Here is a 15,501-nt window from a genome sequence, read left to right as displayed (position 1 = left end):
AGTGAAGGAAATTTTCGGCAGCGCTCTCGCCTCGAAGGTGCGCACGCTGGGTCCGTCCATGACCCGCTCGATGCAGCGGGTCGCCGAGGCCGTCGCGAAGGACCCCGCGGGGTGCGCGGCGCTCACCGTCACGGGCCTCGCGGAACTGACCGGGACGAGCGAGGCGACCGTCGTGCGGACGGCGCGGCTGCTGGGGTATCCCGGGTACCGCGACCTGCGGCTCGCCCTCGCCGGTCTGGCCGCGCAGCAGCAGTCCGGGCGGTCGCCCGCGATCACCACGGACATCGCGGTGGACGACCCGCTCGCGGACGTGGTCGCCAAGCTCGCCTACGACGAGCAGCAGACCCTCGCGGACACGGCGGCCGGGCTGGACACCGTGCAGTTGGGGGCGGCGGTGGCCGCGACGGCTTCGGCGCGCCGGATCGACGTGTACGGGGTGGGGGCCTCCGGTCTCGTCGCGCAGGACCTCACGCAGAAGCTGCTGCGGATAGGGCTGATAGCCCAGGCACACAGTGATCCGCACCTCGCCGTGACGAACGCCGTGCAGTTGCGGTCGGGCGATGTGGCTATCGCGATCACGCACTCCGGGGCGACCGGCGATGTCATCGAGCCGCTGCGGGTCGCCTTCGAGCACGGGTCCACGACCGTCGCCATCACCGGGCGACCGGGCGGAGCGGTGGCGCAGTACGCCGACCATGTGCTGACGACGTCCACGGCCCGGGAGAGTGAGCTGCGGCCGGCGGCGATGTCCTCGCGGACGAGTCAGCTGCTGGTGGTGGACTGTCTGTTCGTGGGGGTGGCGCAGCGGACGTACGAGACGGCGGCGCCGGCGCTGGCCGCGTCCTACGAGGCGCTGGCGCACCGGCATCGTCGATAGTTGATCGGAACGCAACTCTGAAAGAGTCACCGCCATGACGTCCACGTCCCAATCCCGTGAGCTGCGTGCCGCGTTGGAGTCGCTGACCACCGAGGCCTTCCGGCCCGAGCTTGCCGACATCGATCAGTTGCCGACCCTCGACATCGCCCGGCTGATGAACGGCGAGGACGCCACCGTCCCCGCGGCCGTCGCGCGACGGCTGCCCGAGATCGCCGCCGCCATCGACGCGATCGCCGACCGGATGGCCCGGGGCGGACGGCTGATCTACGCCGGTGCGGGCACCGCCGGACGCCTCGGCGTGCTGGACGCCTCCGAGTGTCCGCCGACCTTCAACACCGACCCCGCCCAGGTCGTGGGCCTGATCGCGGGCGGTCCCGAGGCGATGGTCACCTCCGTCGAGGGGGCGGAGGACTCGGCGGAGCTGGCGCGGGCCGACCTCGACGGGCTCGCGGTGACGGCCGTGGACACGGTGGTCGGGGTGTCCGCGTCCGGTCGTACCCCTTACGCCGTGGGCGCGGTGGAACACGCCCGCGCGCAGGGGGCGTTGACGGTCGGCCTGTCCTGCAACGCGGACAGCGCGCTCGCCGCGGCCGCCGATCACGGCATCGAGGTGGTCGTCGGCCCCGAACTGCTCACCGGCTCGACCCGCCTCAAGGCGGGCACGGCCCAGAAGCTCGTCCTCAACATGCTGTCGACGATCACGATGATCCGCCTCGGCAAGACGTACGGGAACCTGATGGTCGACGTCCGCGCCTCCAACGAGAAGCTGCGCGCCCGCTCCCGCCGTATCGTCGCCCTCGCCACCGGCGCCGACGACGAGGACGTCGAGCGCGCCCTGGCGTCCACGGACGGCGAGGTGAAGAACGCCATCCTGACCATCCTGGCCGACGTCGACGGCCCCACGGCGGCCCGGCTCCTGGAGGAGTCGGGGGGCCATCTGCGGGCGGCACTGGCGGCGACGGCCCGCTGACAGGCTCAGCTGCGGACGAGGATCGCGTGGGTGACGTTCGGTGAGCTGACCAGCTCGGACACCCGGTAGCCGTCGATCCCGTCGCCCAGGTCGTCCAGCGGCCGCTCCCCGCGCCCGATGAGGAGCGGCGCGATCACCAGGTGGAGTTCGTCGATCAGCCCGGCGCGCAGATACTGCCGGATGACCGCCGCCCCGCCGCCGATCCGGACGTCCTTGCCGTCCGCGGCCTCGAACGCGCGCCGCAGGACCGCCTCCGGCGCCTCGTCGGTGAAGTGGAAGGTGGTTCCGCCGGCCATCTCCAGCGCAGGGCGCAGATGGTGGGTGTGGACGAAGACGTCGTGGTGGTAGGGCGGGTTGTCGCCCCACCAGCCCTGCCAGGACTCGTCCTCCCAGGGCCCGCGCTGCGGCCCGAACATGTTCCGCCCCATGATCGTGGCGCCGATGTTCTGATCACCGCGGACGAAGTAGTCGACATCGATCCCGGACTTCCCGGCGGCCGCGTCCTGGGACGCGGAAATGAACCAGCTGTGCAGGTCGTCGCCCCAGCCGACGCCGTCACCGAAGGGGGCGTCCAGTCGCTGGTTCGGACCGGCCATGAAGCCGTCGAGGGAGATCGTCACGTTGTGTACCCGGACCTTGGGCATGGCCTTCACCTCTCGTGTGGTGGCGTGCTCTCACCTCTGCGTCGTTCAGAGCCTGCCTGGATCGACATCCCCGCGCACCTTTTTCCAGACGAGGGTGTGGCGCCAGAAGAGCCGCCGCCTCAGCCGGGCGCCGGGGAGGAGGCGGCGGACCTCGCGGGCGAACTCGGTGTAAGGGATGTCCGCCGGTCGGGTCGGGGCGGTCATCGCGACGGGGCGCTGTGGGGCCGTACGCCCCCTGTTCTTGACCCAGCCGGTGACCAGGTTGAGCGGAACGGACGCGAGGCCGAGGAGTGTCTGGACGCGGGTGTCTTCCTGCGTCAGCCCCACGATCACCAGGGTTCCGCCGGGGGCCAGCTGCTGTCGGAAGTGGGTGAGGGTCTCGGTCAGGGGGAGGTGGTGGAGTACGGCGACGCAGGTGATGACGTCGTAGGGGGCACCTTCGTCGTACGACAGCCCGTCCGCGACGGAGAAGGTGACGGGGAGGTTGGGATCGGTCAACTCCCGTGCCCTGTCGATGATCCGCTCGTCGACGTCGATGCCGTGGACCTGTCTCGCGCGCGTGGCCAGCAGCCGGGCCAGGTCGCCGGAACCGCAGCCGACGTCCACGGCGCGGTCGAAGCGGCGGGGCAACTGACGCATGAGCCAAGGGTGGAAGTGGGCGTTGTGGGACCACGGGTGGGCGTCGTTGAAGCGAGCGAGGGCGTCCAGGAGGGCCATGGGTTCATTTCAACAGGGCATGCGGCCCTCGTTGTTGACCTTGCGCACCCTGGCCCGCAGCACGTCGCTTTGCGGAGCTGGCCTGGTGGCCCCGGGCTCACAGTCCCACTCCCGGCCCCCGCCGAGGGGCCTGAGCTGCACCTTGCCCCCCAGGTGCCCCATCACCTCCCCCACGCGTCCGTCCCGCTCGTCGACGACGTACGACCCCACGGGCGGCCTCTCCCCGCGCAGCACTGACGCCAGCCGCTCGGCCGTGCGTACGTTGCAGCGGCCGAGGTCGACCAGGGGGAAGGGTTCGTCGCCGGCGCCGGTGAGGGGGTCGACGGAGAGGGACGGCAGGACGACGCCGACGCCGACGAGTGCCTCCCGCAGAGACTCCAGGACTTCTTGGGTGGACCGCACGCTTTCCTCCATGGGCACGGTGAGTTTGATGTTCGCAACACAGCGTGTCCGGTACGCCCCTAACCTGGCCATACGGACCAGTCCAACAACCTCACCTGGTGGATGGGGAGTCGCACATGCCGGGACCGAAGGACCTCGACCCGTCGTCGTCACCGAGGGCGCTGCTGGGCGCGGAACTGCGGCACGCGAGAGAGAAGGCCGGGCTGAGCCAGGAGGAGCTGGGGCAACGGCTGTTCGTGAGCGGGTCGTTCGTGGGGCAGCTGGAGGCGGGAACACGGACGATGCAGCCGGAGTACGCGCGGTTGCTGGACGAGGTGTTGGGGACGGAGGACTTCTTCCAGCGGAACTGTGGGGCAGCAGCGAAGTCGAAGTACCCGGAGCACTTTGCGGAGGCAGCGGAGGCCGAGGCCGGGGCGACGGAGATCAGGGAATACGTGCAGCTCCTGATCCCCGGCCTGCTCCAGACGCCCGCATACGCACGGGCCGTGTGCCGCGCGTATCAGCCGACAGCCAAGGAAGATGAGATCGAAGAGTTGGTGGCAGCCCGGGTGGAGCGAGCTCGGGTCCTCGGCGATCCAACAGCGCCTCTGTTGTGGGCGGTGATTGACGAGGCGGCGCTGCGTCGGGCGGTGGGCGGGCGCGAGGTGATGGCGGAGGCGCTGTGCCACCTCGCCGAGCTGGCTCGGCGCGGTCGGGCCATCGTGCAGGTGCTCCCTTTCGAGGCGGGAGCGCACGCCGCGATGGAAGGTTCCCTGAAGTTGATGGACTTCGAGGACGCACCTCCACTGGTCTACTTCGAGGGCGTCGGCACTGGACGGCTGGAGGACGATCCGGCCATCGTGAGACACCAGCGCTTCACCTACCAGCTCCTCACGGCCTGCGCCCTCTCCCCGCAGAACTCCCTGGCTCTCATCGAGGCGATGGCGCAGGATTACGCGCATGAGGAACACCCCTGAGTCCTGGCGCAAGTCCAGCTACAGCGGCGGCAGCGGCGGCAACTGCCTCGAAGTGGCCCTCGGCCACCCCACCGCCGTCCCCGTCCGCGACTCCAAGACCCCCCACGGCCCGAAGCTCATGCTCCGGCCCAAGGCATGGTCCGCCTTCGTCGAGGCGGTCGTAGAGGTCAGGATCTGACCTAGACGGCTCCTAGCGTGGCCCCATGACCGACACCACACACACCCTCACCACCGACGAGCGCACCGACCTGCTGGAGGCGCTGGCGCACAGCCGGCGCTTCCTGCGCTTCACGACGCGTGACCTCACCGACGAGCAGGCCGGGCAGCGGACCACCGCGAGCGAACTGTGCCTGGGCGGCCTGATCAAACACGTCACGTCGGTGGAACGGCACTGGGCCGACTTCATCCTCAACGGCCCCTCGGCCATGCCCGACTTCACCGCCATGACCGAGGCCGACTTCGCCCGGCGGGCCGACGAGTTCCGGATGCAGCCCGGCGAGACGCTGGCCGGTGTGCTGGCCGACTACGAGGAGACGGCCCGCAGGACCGACGAACTCGTCATGGCCCTGCCCGACCTGAACGCCGGCCACCCGCTGCCCGAGGCGCCATGGAACGAGCCCGGGGCTCGATGGTCGGCCCGCAGGGTGCTGCTGCACATCGCCGCCGAGACCGCCCAGCACGCGGGCCACGCCGACATCATCCGCGAGTCCCTGGACGGCGCCAAGAGCATGGGCTGACCGGCCCCGAAGCTCAAGCCACCAGCTCCGAGCTCTCTTTGCAAGGAATGGGTGGAGGGCCCCAACCCGCCCTCCCACCCCGCGTGTTGACTTGACGCGTTCGGCTTGCCACGCAGAGTCACGATCGTCTAGCGTGCCCGGATAACAGACAGAACAGCCCCCGCCAGGTGCTAGCAACACCTGCGGGGGCTTGACCTACGAGATCGAAGGACAAGTTCGATCCCCATGGCTGACGCCAAGCTTAGTGCTGCCTTCCTGCCCGCGCACGCCCCTTCCCACCCGTTGGCCAATCCGGGCTACGGCAAACGGTCCGCTCCCGACCAACGCCCCCACACCGCACACGACTTCGCCCACCTCCCGCCCCGCGAAGCCGCCATCGCCGCATACCTCGACCGCCTCCCCGACGGCGCCGACATCTCCGTAAAGACGCTGGCCAAGACGCTGCCGTACGGGCAATGTGCGCTCGGTACGGCCCTCAACCGCCTCCATCAGGCAGGCCACTTGCGCCGGGGGCGCGAACGCCTGGACTCCGCTTCCGGAGGGCATCGCTGGATCACACGATCGTGGTTCTCCCGTACCGCACGCGACGACGACTGGTGGGCGGCATTCACGAGGGGCGACGTCCCGCAGGACCCACCGAGTCGCCCGCCGACCCGCTCCCGCGCCCACATCCTCCTCGCCGCACTGGGCCGCGAGACCCCTTCGCTGTCCCTCTCCGCCGCCGAATGCGCGGCCCTCGCCCCGCTGGTGGGCGAGTGGTTCGCCCGGGGGGCGAGCGAGGAGGTCGTACGCCACGCCCTGACCAGCGGACTGCCCACACCGGTCCACCACCCGGCCGCCCTGCTCCGCCGCCGCCTGACTGACAAAATGCCCCCGGAGCTGCCGCTTCCCCAAGCGCCCCACCGGATCCTGGAGTGCGCGGAGTGCAGAGTGCCCGGGCCTCCTGAGGCCCTGCCGGGGGGCGTATGCAATAGCTGCCGAGACGGATACGCCCCCGCGCGCCCCGCCGCGCTACTGCCCGCCCTCGAGATCCACGCCCGTGCGAACGAGATCCGGGCCGCGATGTCCCTGAAACGAGAAGAAGGGACGACCGTATGACCGCTCCTACGGTCCGCCGTCACCGCCCCGGGGCACCAAAGCCCGGCCTACCCGTACGGGTCCGGGGTGGAACTCCCGGCACCCGTCGGCGTCACCCTGGATACCGAAAAACTCAAGCATTACGCAGACTGACACCATGAACCACGCCCAGCTCACCGCCCTAGGCCGTGCCCTCCGTGTGCTCGGCGAGCACGGCGACGCCCTCTCCGGCGACTCTCCGGACGCCAAGCTGCACGAGGTCAGGACCGACCTCAAGCGGGCCCTGGAGCTGCTGGAGGCCACCGTCACCACCGCCGTCCCCACCACCCGCTGCGCCGAGCACCCCAACGGCCCGGTCGACGAGAACGCACCCGACCTGTGCCTGCTGTGCGAGACGCGGCGCCGGGCGGCCCGCCGTGCCGAGATCAACGGGCCCGGCGCGCGCCCGAGGACCGCCGGTCCCACCCCGTCCAGGTACGGGGTGCGGGAGGACCGGCCGCAGCCCCAGCAGCGCTGGCTGCCGGAGCAGTGGACCGGCCAGGAGTGGCAGCTGTGCGGGACGCCGAGGCGGGACCGGCACGAGGCCGAGCTGTACATCAACGCCCAGCGCCGCGGCCCGCGCGCCGCGATGGCGTACCGGCTCGTGCACGAGTTCACCGACTACGAGGTGCTGCGGGTGTGGGGCACGCCGGTGAAGGTGGACATCGAGCCGCTCGGCAATCTCTAGTGCTGTGACCGCATAGGTTCGCCGGGCCGGCGGTCGTGGCCGTTGGATGTGCGGCGACGTCCGATCCAACCGCTGGAGGAGCGGTGGCTGAGCCTGTCCGTGGGCACAGACTGACCGACCAGGAGGGGTAGTGGTTGCAGCAGGTCGCCTGCGGGGTGTCAATCGCCGCCGTAAAGGCGCAGCCAACACCCTGGCCGCGCTGAAGCCGATACGCGCCGCCCGCCCCGAGGCACCCCGATCTACGTGATCACGGACAACCTCTCCGCCCACACCGGTGACAAGATCCGCCGCTGGGCGAAGAAGAACAAGGTCGAGTTGTGCTTCACCCTGACCTACCCTTCCTGGGCAACCCCACCGAGGCGCACCTCGGACCGCTGAGGCAGTTCACCATCGCCAACGCCAATCACCGCGACGCCCTGGCCGCCGAACGCAAGGAACACACCCGTAGCCGAAGCGAGAAGGGCATCCGCTGGGGCGGACACCCTGGGGAACCCTCTGCCACCGGGCGCTACATTCACCGGGCTAGACTGTCCGGCCCTGCCCTGCCGTGCCGTGTGGTGCGGATGCCGGACGGGTCGTACCGAACGGGCTGGCGGCCCGCGGGCCGTGGCCCGGTCCTCAAGTCGCTCAGCGCTGGACCCGCCGAATCATGGGGGATGATGGAAGACCAAGCAGCCCGTGCACCATCGGGCTCTGCATCCCCCACCCCAACGGACCTCGCACGCACGAGCCCGGTGTCCGCTGCAACCGCCCGGCTCCGCCTGCTGTCGCGGTGGTGGGAATCACGCCCCACCGCCACCAGGGACCGCGAGTTCGCGCTCGTCTTCACGGTGCTGTCGTTCGCGGCGCCGCTGTCGCGGATCGGGGCAGAACTCGGCGCCCTTACCGCCCACGGCGCGTCCGACGGAAGCGTGCTGGTGACCTTGGGGCAGACCCTGCCGCTCGCGGTGCGCACCCGGTGGCCGACCGCCTGTCTCGCGGTGGTGGGGATCTCGTTCGCGGTCCACGAGTCCCTCGGCTACCCACCGACCTTCGGCAGCCTCGGGCTGTACATCGCGCTGTACTCGGTGGGTGCCCACCAGGAACGCCTCCCGCGGGTCGTACCACTGATGGCGACGGGCGGATACGCGGTCCTCTGTGCCGTCCTGTACATGTTGGATTCGCCCAACGGCTTGACCGACTATCTGGTCTACTACGTGGCTCTGACGGCGATGTGGGCCCTGGGCGTCCTGGTCCGCGAGCGGCGGGTACGCGAGGCCGAGCGCCGGCTCCTGTCCGCGCAGGCGGCCATCGCCGTGGAACGCAGCCGCATGGCCCGGGAGTTGCACGACGTGGTAACCCACCATGTGACCGCGATGGTGGTGCAGGCCGGCGCGGCCCAGTACGTCACCGAGTCGCCGGACCGCGTCAACGAGGCCCTCGTCGCCATCAACGGCACCGGCCGCCGCGCGCTGGCCGAACTGCGGTTCCTGCTCGGCGTGCTGGAGGCGACCGGCGATTCGGCGGCCCGGACGCCGCTGCCGGGCCGGGTGCCCGACCTGGTGGAGCAGACACGAGCGGGCGGCCAGCCGATCCGGCTGGTCGAGGACGGAGAACAGCCGGACATGGCCATAGGTGCCCACCTCACGGCGTATCGCGTCGTGCAGGAATCCCTGACGAACGCTGTGAAGTACGCCGCGGGCCAACGAACGCTGGTACGGCTCGCGCACACCCCCGGCTGGACGGACGTCGAGGTCACCACCGCCGGGACGGCCGACGGCGCGCCCGCGTTCGCCGCCTTCCGCAACGACGCCCCGCAGGTCTCGGGAGGCCGGGGCCTGACCGGGCTGCGGGAACGGGTGGAGATGTTGGGCGGCGAGTTCGCGGCAGGGCCCCGCCCCGAGGGCGGGTTCCGCGTGTACGCACGCATCCCCACGGGAGGTACCGCGTGAGTGTTCCGCCCGCCGTGATCAGGGTGCTGGTCTGCGAGGACCAGGCCCTCGTACGCACCGGCTTCGTCACGATCCTCTCCGCCCAGCCCGACATGGAGGTCGTGGGGGAGGCCGTGGACGGCCGAGCGGCGATCCGGAGCGCGGAGGAGCTGAAGCCAGACGTCGTCGTCATGGACATTCGCATGCCCCTGCTCGACGGAATCGAGGCCACCCGCCACCTGGCGGGCCCCGATTCCCTCAGCCCCGCGAAGATCCTGGTCGTCACCACCTTCAACGTCGACGAGTACGTGTACGAGGCACTCCGCGCCGGTGCCAGCGGCTTCATGCTGAAGGACGCCGCACCGCCCGAACTGATCAACGCGGTACGCACCGTTGCCCGTGGTGAGTCCCTCCTGGCCCCCGCCGTCACCCGCGCACTGATCGGCCGCTTCGCCGAACGCCTACGCCCCTCCGCCGCCTCCGCGTCCCCCGAACGGGACCGCCTCAAGGTCCTCGCCCCCCGCGAGCACGAGGTCCTCCTCCTCATCAGTGAGGGCCTGTCCAACGCCGAGATAGCCACCGAGTTGGTCATCAGCCCTGAGACCGTGAAGACCTACGTCTCCCGCATCCTCACCAAACTGAACCTCCGCGACCGCGTCCAGGCGGTGGTCCTGGCGTATCGGGCGGGGTTGGCGGGGCGCGGGGACTGAGCCCGACTCGAACCTCGTTGTCCTCGAAAGCGTTGTCCCCCGAGCGAGCTACACGATGTGTCCACCCAGGGGTGAAGTGCGGCACCGGCGCTCTCTTGTTGACTCTGTGACTGTCAACGCAGCGATCGGACCAGCGGTCCGACCGTGCGAGCAGCAGGAGGGCAACACCATGAGAAGGACGCGCAGTTCCGGGAAGTCCGGGTTCCCCGGCGGCCGTCGGTTCGCCACGGCCCTGGTGGTTTCGGCGCTGGCCGGAACCGGGCTGGCCGCATGCGGCGGGGACGCCGAGGACACGCCGCAGGCCAAGGCCGCCAAGCAGACCGCGGAGGCCGAGCAGGCCGCGGACAAGCCCGAGATCACCTGGGGCACGTGCCCTGAGCCGGCCGAGGGAACGAGCCGAAATCCTCGTCTGACCTGCGGGACGTTGAAGGTCCCGCTGTACTACCGAGATCCGGGCGGCAAGAAGATCGAGGTGGCGGTCTCGCGGCTGGCCACCGCCAAACCCGGGAAGAAGCGTGGCGTCCTGCTGCTGAACCCCGGCGGACCGGCCGTGGGTGGTCTCGACATGCCCGCAACCATGGCGTCCACGCTGCCGAAGTCCGTGCTGGACAGCTACGACCTGATCGGCTTCGACCCTCGCGGCGTCGAGCACAGCACTCCGCAGAGCTGCGGTCTGAAGGACCCCAGTGTGTTCGGGCTCTTCCCCTATCCCGCCGCGGACGGCTCGATCACCAAGAACGTGGCCTTCGCCAAGACCAACGCCGAGAAGTGCGCAGACACGGTGGGCGACACCCTGCAGTACTTCACCACCGCCAATACCGCCCGCGACATGGACCGCATCCGCCAGGCGCTCGGTGAGCGGAAGATCTCCTACTGGGGCCAGTCCTACGGCACCTACCTCGGCACCGTCTACAGGGCCCTGTTCCAGGACCGGACCGACCGGATGATCCTGGAAGGCAACATCGACGCCACCAATGCGTGGGCCGACGAAGTGGCGGACCGCTGGGGCAAGGGCATGGCCGACCGGTTCCCCGACGCGGCCGCCGTCGCCGCGGCCCAGGACGGCACCCTCGGGCTGGGCGACAGCGTCAAGCAGGTGACCCAGAGCTACCTCGCCCTCGCCGACCGGCTCGACCGCAAGCCCGTCCCCGTGCCCGGTATGCGGCTGTCGTTGGACGGACCGCTGCTGCGGAACATCACCTACGGCATGCTTCTGCACAACGACACGCTTCCACCGCTGGTCGGTTTCTGGAAAGCCGCCGCCGACCTGGCCGACGGCAGCGCCACCGACGCCGACAACGAGGTTCTCCAGCAGATCCTCGCCGACAGCCCGCTGCCTCCGGGTGTCCCCGCGGACAACCAGGCCACCATGTTCCTGGCTCTCGTCTGCGGCGACGCCGAATGGCCCCACGACACCGACGGCTACGCCACCCGCAGCGCCGCCGACCGCAAGGCGTGGCCCCTCACCGCGGGAATGCCGGGCAACATCTGGGCGTGCGCCTACTGGAAGAAGCCGGCCGAGCAGCCCGTCACCGTGACCGGCGAAGGCCCCCGCAACACCCTGATCCTCCAGAACCGCCGGGACAACGCCACTCCGTGGGAGGGCGGCATAGGGCTGCACAAGGCCCTCGGCGACAGTTCTGCCTTCGTCGGCGTGGACAACGGCGGACACTACGTCTACAACGAAGGCTCCGCCTGCGCCGACAAGGCGACCGTCGACTTCCTGACCACCGGCCACCTGCCGGGCAAGAACGTCTACTGCACCGACGTCCAGCGGAAGTAGATCGGGGCGCCGTCGGGCCGGGCGGCGCGGATCGACTTCAGCGCGGCCAGCGTGTTCGCGGCACCTTTCCTGCGGTGATTGACGCCCCACAGGCGGTCGCCGCCAACCGAGTAGCAGCCGTGGAACTGGCGCACCCCGTGGGCGCGGTGGTAGGTGGCCGGCACGCGGTCGGGATGTTTCCGTTCGGCCCAGCCCGAGCCTGCGGTGGGCCGGATCCCGAGCGGGCCGAACTCGTCGAACGCGAAGACCCGGTCGGGGAAGCGGTCCATGACCTCCTCGATCCGGTCCAGCTTCGCATCGCGGTCGGGGGATTCCTTCCATGTCTTGGTGCGCTGGAAGGTGACGCCGCGACGGGCGAGCAGGCCGCGTAACGCTTCGCGGCCGATACGGATCACGCGGCCGTGGACTTTCCGCAGGTAGGCAACGAGTCTGCGCATTGACCAGCGGGTGAAGGGCTGGCCGAGTTTGGTGGGGCGGGTGGTGGCCGTCTGGATGACGAAGTCCTCGTCGTCAGGGCTGAGCAGGCGGGGACGGCCCCCCGCCCACCGAGGTCCAGGCAGGCAAGGCCGATCGTTGAACCGGTGGATCACATCCCGGACGGTGTCTTCGTCAGCCTGCACCAGTTGGGCGATCACCGGCACGCGGTTCCCGCCGGACGAGGCCAGCAGCATCATCGCGCGGTGATAGCGCACCGTGCTGGTGCTGCCGCGGCGCACGATCTGCTGCACCTTCTGCCCCTCCTGGTCGGTCAGTCTGCGCACACGGACAGGCTCAGCCATCGCGCCCCAAGTGGTCGGATCGGACGTCACCGCACATCCAACCGCCACGACCACCGGCCCGGCGAACCTATGCGGTCAGAGCACTAGCGCGAGAGCCCTACTTCAGCAGCGGGAGCGCCGAGAAGTCGTACGTCTCCCACAGCCGCCGGGAGACCTCCTCCGGATACGGCCGCACCTCCGGCTCGGCGTCCAGGACCTGGGTCAGCCGGCCGCCCGCGACGTCATACGCAGGCCACCCCGGATCCCCGGTCCGCGCGAACCCCGTCCATGCCGCCTGGAAGCGCGCGGTCAGTGCCCTCGCCTCGTCCGGCACCCCGCTCCCCGCGAACAGCAGATTCCCGAGGTCGGCGTCGTACGTGCCGAAGAGCAGCGGGATGTCCAGGCCGTGGCACGCTCCGAGCACACCGCCGAAACCCGGTGCGGGCCAGGCCAGTTCGTAGAGGTGGGTGCGGCCGCCGCCCGTGACCTGGGCCTCGGCCAGCCGCAGGGAGGGCATGTTGAACAGCCAGTCCGTCTGCACGCGTTCGTACAGTTCGGTCGGTGTGGCGTCCGGGAAGGCCTCGCGGTAGGCGCGCTCGCCGTCCGGGCCCGGCGCGAACATCCGCAGGGCCGCGGCCGCCTGCTCCTCGGTTATCCGGCCGAGCCGGTCGGCGAGGGCGAGGAAGAGCCGGTACTCATCGCGGTTGTGCCCGACCAGCAGCTCCACGTCCCGGGCCGCGCCCGCCGCCAGCGCCTCCCAGGGGGTGGTCGGCAGCACCTCGCCGTCGACCACCGGCGAGAACGGTGTGACGGTCGGGGCCACCTGCCCCCACCGGTCGTCGTACTCACGCATCCGACGGCTCAACCGCTCGCCCACCGAGGGGAGTTCGAGCGGGTCCACGGCGGACAGCGCGGCGGCCGTCGGAGCCTGACCCGCCTCCTTGCCGATCTCCACCGCGATGTCCCGGGCGAGTTCGGCGGAGAAGTACGTGCCGGGCACGCTCTGCGCGACGGCCCGCCCGAACAGTCCCCGCGCGCTCGGCATCGCCAGCAGCGAGGCCACCGACCCCGCCCCCGCCGACTCCCCGAACACCGTGACCTGCCCGGGATCCCCGCCGAACGCCGTGATGTTGTCCCGCACCCACTCCAGGGCCGCGACCTGGTCCAGCAGCCCCCGGTTCGCGGGCGCCCCCTCCAGCAGGGCGAACCCCTCGATCCCGACGCGGTAGTTGAAGGTCACGACGACCACGTCACCGGCGCGTGCGAGGTGCTGGGCGTCGTAGCCGGGGCTGCCGGCGTGGCCCAGCTTGTAGGCACCGCCGTAGATCCACACCATGACGGGGCGGCGGGCCGACGGGTCCGTGCCGGGCGTCCAGACGTTGACCGTCAGCCAGTCGTCGCCGGTGGGTACCGGCAGTTCGGCGGCACGGCCCTGGAAGCCCGACTCCTGCGGAGGCGGGGGCCCGAAGTCGTACGCCTCCCGGGTCCCCTCCCAGCCCTTCGCGGGCCGCGGCGCCTGGAACCGGGCCTCCCCGACCGGTGGTTCGGCGAAGGGGATCCCCCGGAAGACCACCAGTCCGCCCTCGGCCCGCCCGCGCACGGAACCGGCCCCGGTGCGTGCTTCGAGATTCTCGGCTGACGTCATCGTCGAACTCCTCACGGGTAAGGGGCTGTCCGATTCACTTCAGCCCATTTCCCTTGCGTGAGTCAACCAAGTCGCGGACCCTGTGCGATCAGCTCAAAGACTTCAGCGCGGACGCGTCGTACGGCTCGAGCTCGTCGAATCGGCCCGCCAGCACCTTCGCGGCCCACTGCGGGTCCTGAAGCAGTGCCCGCCCGACGGCGACCATGTCGTACTCCTCGCGCTCCAGGGCGTCGAGCAGGTCGTCGATGCCCTTGACCGGGGAGCCCTCGCCCATGAAGCCGCGGATGAAGTCGCCGTCGAGGCCGACCGAGCCCACGGTGATGGTCGTCCTGCCGGTGAGCTTCTTGGTCCAGCCGGCGAGGTTGAGGTCCGAGCCGTCGAACTCGGGGAGCCAGTAGCGGCGCGTGGAGGCGTGGAAGGCGTCGACTCCGGCGGCGGCGAGCGGCGCGAGGATCGCCTCCAGCTCTTCCGGCGTCTCGGCGAGCCGCGCCTTGTAGACCTCCTGCTTCCACTGCGAGTAGCGGAAGATGATCGGGAACTCCGGCGACACCGTCTCCCGTACGGCCGCCACGATCTCCGCCGCGAACTTCGTACGGGCGACCGGGTCGCCGCCGTAGGCGTCGGTGCGGCGGTTGGTGCCCGACCACAGGAACTGGTCGACGAGGTAGCCGTGGGCGCCGTGGATCTCCACACCGTCGAAGCCGATGCGCTCGGCCGCGGCCGCCGCCTCCGCGAAGGCGCCGATGACGTCGTCCAGGTCGCGCTGGGTCATGGCCTTGCCGGTGGGCTCGTCGGAGCCGAGTCGCAGACCGGAGGGACCGACGGCGGGGGCGTCGACGTAGGGCTGCTGGCCCTGCTCGCGGACCATGCCGATGTGCCACAGCTGCGGGACGATGGTGCCGCCCGCCGCGTGCACCTCCTCGGCGACCTTCGCCCAGCCCGCCAGCTGCTCCTCGCCGTGGAACCGCGGGACGCTCTCGCTGTTCCCGGCCGACTCGTGGCCGACGTAGGTGCCCTCGGTGACGATCAGACCGACTCCGGCGGCCGCGCGGCGGGAGTAGTACGAGGCCACGTCCGCGCCGGGGACACCTCCCGGGGAGAACATGCGGGTCATGGGCGCCATGACGATGCGGTTCGGGACGGTCAGGCCGTTGATGTGGGCCGGGCGGGAGAGGATCTCGGCGGCGCGGGAGGTGGCGGGGGCGGTCACGTGGCAGTACTCCTCGGTATGTGCATGCGCATGGACACTACCCAGGTGCCAACCGCCTCGTCCGCCTCAGGATTTCCCGATGCGCTGTGACACCGGCCACGCATGGAAGTCACGCATCGAGGCCACGCATGAAAGAAGCCCGCCCCACCATCGTGGGACGGGCTTCTTGTCGAGCGCCGGGCAGGCCTTGCACCTGCATCTCCCCGCAGGAAGCGGGGCGTCTTTCCTTGGACCACCAACGCGTAGTCGACCGACGGGAGTTCACGTCGAGCGGCTCGTGATCAAGCATAGCGCAGGAAAAGACCGGGGGCGGCCACCCCCTGTTTCCAGGAAGTGCCGCCCCCGGGAAGGACGTTGATCAACCGTCAGGCCTGGCGG

15 protein-coding genes and 2 pseudogenes are annotated in these 15,501 nt (G+C 70.4%); 11 read left to right on the top strand and 6 right to left on the bottom strand.

Translation table 11 applies throughout. The features are described 5' to 3' along the window. Nucleotide 1: 1 nt before the first annotated feature. Nucleotides 2-877, top strand: coding sequence for a MurR/RpiR family transcriptional regulator (locus M2157_RS26030; RefSeq protein ID WP_280859056.1), 876 nt, complete (start codon nt 2-4; stop codon nt 875-877). Nucleotides 878-911: 34 nt separating this feature from the next. Then, on the top strand, nt 912-1,847 hold the full coding sequence (gene murQ / locus M2157_RS26025; RefSeq protein ID WP_280858446.1) for an N-acetylmuramic acid 6-phosphate etherase: 936 nt from the start codon (nt 912-914) through the stop codon (nt 1,845-1,847). Nucleotides 1,848-1,852: 5 nt separating this feature from the next. Here the strand turns inward: murQ and M2157_RS26020 are convergent, their stop codons facing one another. From M2157_RS26020 to M2157_RS26010, 3 genes are read right to left on the bottom strand one after another with little or no spacing between them, the layout of a single operon-like run. Further along, nucleotides 1,853-2,491: a dihydrofolate reductase family protein gene (locus M2157_RS26020; protein WP_280858447.1), complete on the bottom strand. Its 639-nt coding sequence runs from the start codon at nt 2,489-2,491 to the stop codon at nt 1,853-1,855. Nucleotides 2,492-2,536: 45 nt separating this feature from the next. Beyond that, nucleotides 2,537-3,208 carry a class I SAM-dependent methyltransferase gene (locus tag M2157_RS26015; RefSeq protein WP_280858448.1) on the bottom strand — a complete coding sequence of 224 codons (672 nt, stop codon included), beginning with the start codon at nt 3,206-3,208 and terminating at the stop codon, nt 2,537-2,539. Between the two features lie 9 nt (nt 3,209-3,217). Further along, entirely contained in the window at nt 3,218-3,610 is a 393-nt protein-coding gene (locus M2157_RS26010) for a hypothetical protein (RefSeq protein ID WP_280858450.1), read from the bottom strand. Nucleotides 3,611-3,726: 116 nt separating this feature from the next. On the opposite strand from M2157_RS26010, the gene M2157_RS26005 reads away from it, so the two are divergent. The 9 genes and pseudogenes from M2157_RS26005 to M2157_RS25965 all read left to right on the top strand — a co-directional run bounded on the left by M2157_RS26005 (nt 3,727) and on the right by M2157_RS25965 (nt 11,510). Then, nucleotides 3,727-4,566 (top strand): helix-turn-helix transcriptional regulator, encoded by an 840-nt coding sequence (locus M2157_RS26005; protein WP_280858451.1) that lies wholly within the window; start codon nt 3,727-3,729, stop codon nt 4,564-4,566. After that, nucleotides 4,550-4,744: a DUF397 domain-containing protein gene (locus M2157_RS26000; protein ID WP_280858452.1), complete on the top strand. Its 195-nt coding sequence runs from the start codon at nt 4,550-4,552 to the stop codon at nt 4,742-4,744. Before M2157_RS26005 ends, M2157_RS26000 begins: the two co-directional genes overlap by 17 nt. 25 nt (nt 4,745-4,769) lie before the next feature. Next, nucleotides 4,770-5,303: a DinB family protein gene (locus tag M2157_RS25995; protein WP_280858453.1), complete on the top strand. Its 534-nt coding sequence runs from the start codon at nt 4,770-4,772 to the stop codon at nt 5,301-5,303. A 225-nt stretch (nt 5,304-5,528) separates the two neighbouring features. Then, nucleotides 5,529-6,401 (top strand): hypothetical protein, encoded by an 873-nt coding sequence (locus M2157_RS25990; RefSeq protein WP_280858454.1) that lies wholly within the window; start codon nt 5,529-5,531, stop codon nt 6,399-6,401. A 136-nt stretch (nt 6,402-6,537) separates the two neighbouring features. Further along, the gene (locus M2157_RS25985; RefSeq protein WP_280858455.1) at nt 6,538-7,107 is read left to right on the top strand and encodes a hypothetical protein; all 570 of its coding nucleotides are present in this window, start codon (nt 6,538-6,540) and stop codon (nt 7,105-7,107) included. Between the two features lie 148 nt (nt 7,108-7,255). Next, a pseudogene (locus tag M2157_RS25980) lies at nt 7,256-7,607 on the top strand (IS630 family transposase); the annotation flags it as partial. Between the two features lie 234 nt (nt 7,608-7,841). After that, complete coding sequence (locus M2157_RS25975) at nt 7,842-9,038, top strand: histidine kinase (protein ID WP_280859057.1); 1,197 nt, start codon at nt 7,842-7,844, stop codon at nt 9,036-9,038. After that, nucleotides 9,035-9,727 carry a response regulator transcription factor gene (locus M2157_RS25970; RefSeq protein WP_266384891.1) on the top strand — a complete coding sequence of 231 codons (693 nt, stop codon included), beginning with the start codon at nt 9,035-9,037 and terminating at the stop codon, nt 9,725-9,727. Before M2157_RS25975 ends, M2157_RS25970 begins: the two co-directional genes overlap by 4 nt. 169 nt (nt 9,728-9,896) lie before the next feature. After that, entirely contained in the window at nt 9,897-11,510 is a 1,614-nt protein-coding gene (locus M2157_RS25965; protein WP_280858456.1) for an alpha/beta hydrolase, read from the top strand. Here M2157_RS25965 and M2157_RS25960 read toward each other — a convergent pair. From M2157_RS25960 to M2157_RS25950, 3 genes and pseudogenes are all read right to left on the bottom strand, one after another. After that, nucleotides 11,507-12,289: pseudogene (locus M2157_RS25960) on the bottom strand (helix-turn-helix domain-containing protein); the annotation flags it as partial. The gene M2157_RS25965 and the pseudogene M2157_RS25960 sit on opposite strands and share 4 nt — an antisense overlap. Before the next feature lie 97 nt (nt 12,290-12,386). Beyond that, nucleotides 12,387-13,913, bottom strand: a complete 1,527-nt coding sequence (locus M2157_RS25955) for a carboxylesterase family protein (protein ID WP_280866338.1) — start codon at nt 13,911-13,913, stop codon at nt 12,387-12,389. Between the two features lie 88 nt (nt 13,914-14,001). Then, complete coding sequence (locus M2157_RS25950; RefSeq protein ID WP_280858458.1) at nt 14,002-15,123, bottom strand: NADH:flavin oxidoreductase; 1,122 nt, start codon at nt 15,121-15,123, stop codon at nt 14,002-14,004. Nucleotides 15,124-15,501: the final 378 nt, after the last annotated feature.

Origin of the sequence: Streptomyces sp. SAI-127, from assembly GCF_029894425.1 — a bacterium.
Taxonomy (GTDB): Bacteria; Actinomycetota; Actinomycetes; order Streptomycetales; family Streptomycetaceae; genus Streptomyces.
The sequence above is the reverse complement of the archived record's forward strand: the minus strand, read 5'-3'. Positions and strand labels throughout refer to the sequence as shown.

Coding starts and splice junctions, on each gene's coding strand:
- M2157_RS25995 (WP_280858453.1), top strand. CDS start 4,770: ATGACCGACACCACACACACCCTCACCACCGACGAGCGCACCGACCTG.
- M2157_RS25990 (WP_280858454.1), top strand. CDS start 5,529: ATGGCTGACGCCAAGCTTAGTGCTGCCTTCCTGCCCGCGCACGCCCCT.
- M2157_RS26020 (WP_280858447.1), bottom strand. CDS start 2,491: ATGCCCAAGGTCCGGGTACACAACGTGACGATCTCCCTCGACGGCTTC.
- M2157_RS26015 (WP_280858448.1), bottom strand. CDS start 3,208: ATGGCCCTCCTGGACGCCCTCGCTCGCTTCAACGACGCCCACCCGTGG.
- murQ (WP_280858446.1), top strand. CDS start 912: ATGACGTCCACGTCCCAATCCCGTGAGCTGCGTGCCGCGTTGGAGTCG.
- M2157_RS26000 (WP_280858452.1), top strand. CDS start 4,550: ATGAGGAACACCCCTGAGTCCTGGCGCAAGTCCAGCTACAGCGGCGGC.
- M2157_RS25965 (WP_280858456.1), top strand. CDS start 9,897: ATGAGAAGGACGCGCAGTTCCGGGAAGTCCGGGTTCCCCGGCGGCCGT.
- M2157_RS25955 (WP_280866338.1), bottom strand. CDS start 13,913: ATGACGTCAGCCGAGAATCTCGAAGCACGCACCGGGGCCGGTTCCGTG.
- M2157_RS25985 (WP_280858455.1), top strand. CDS start 6,538: ATGAACCACGCCCAGCTCACCGCCCTAGGCCGTGCCCTCCGTGTGCTC.
- M2157_RS26005 (WP_280858451.1), top strand. CDS start 3,727: ATGCCGGGACCGAAGGACCTCGACCCGTCGTCGTCACCGAGGGCGCTG.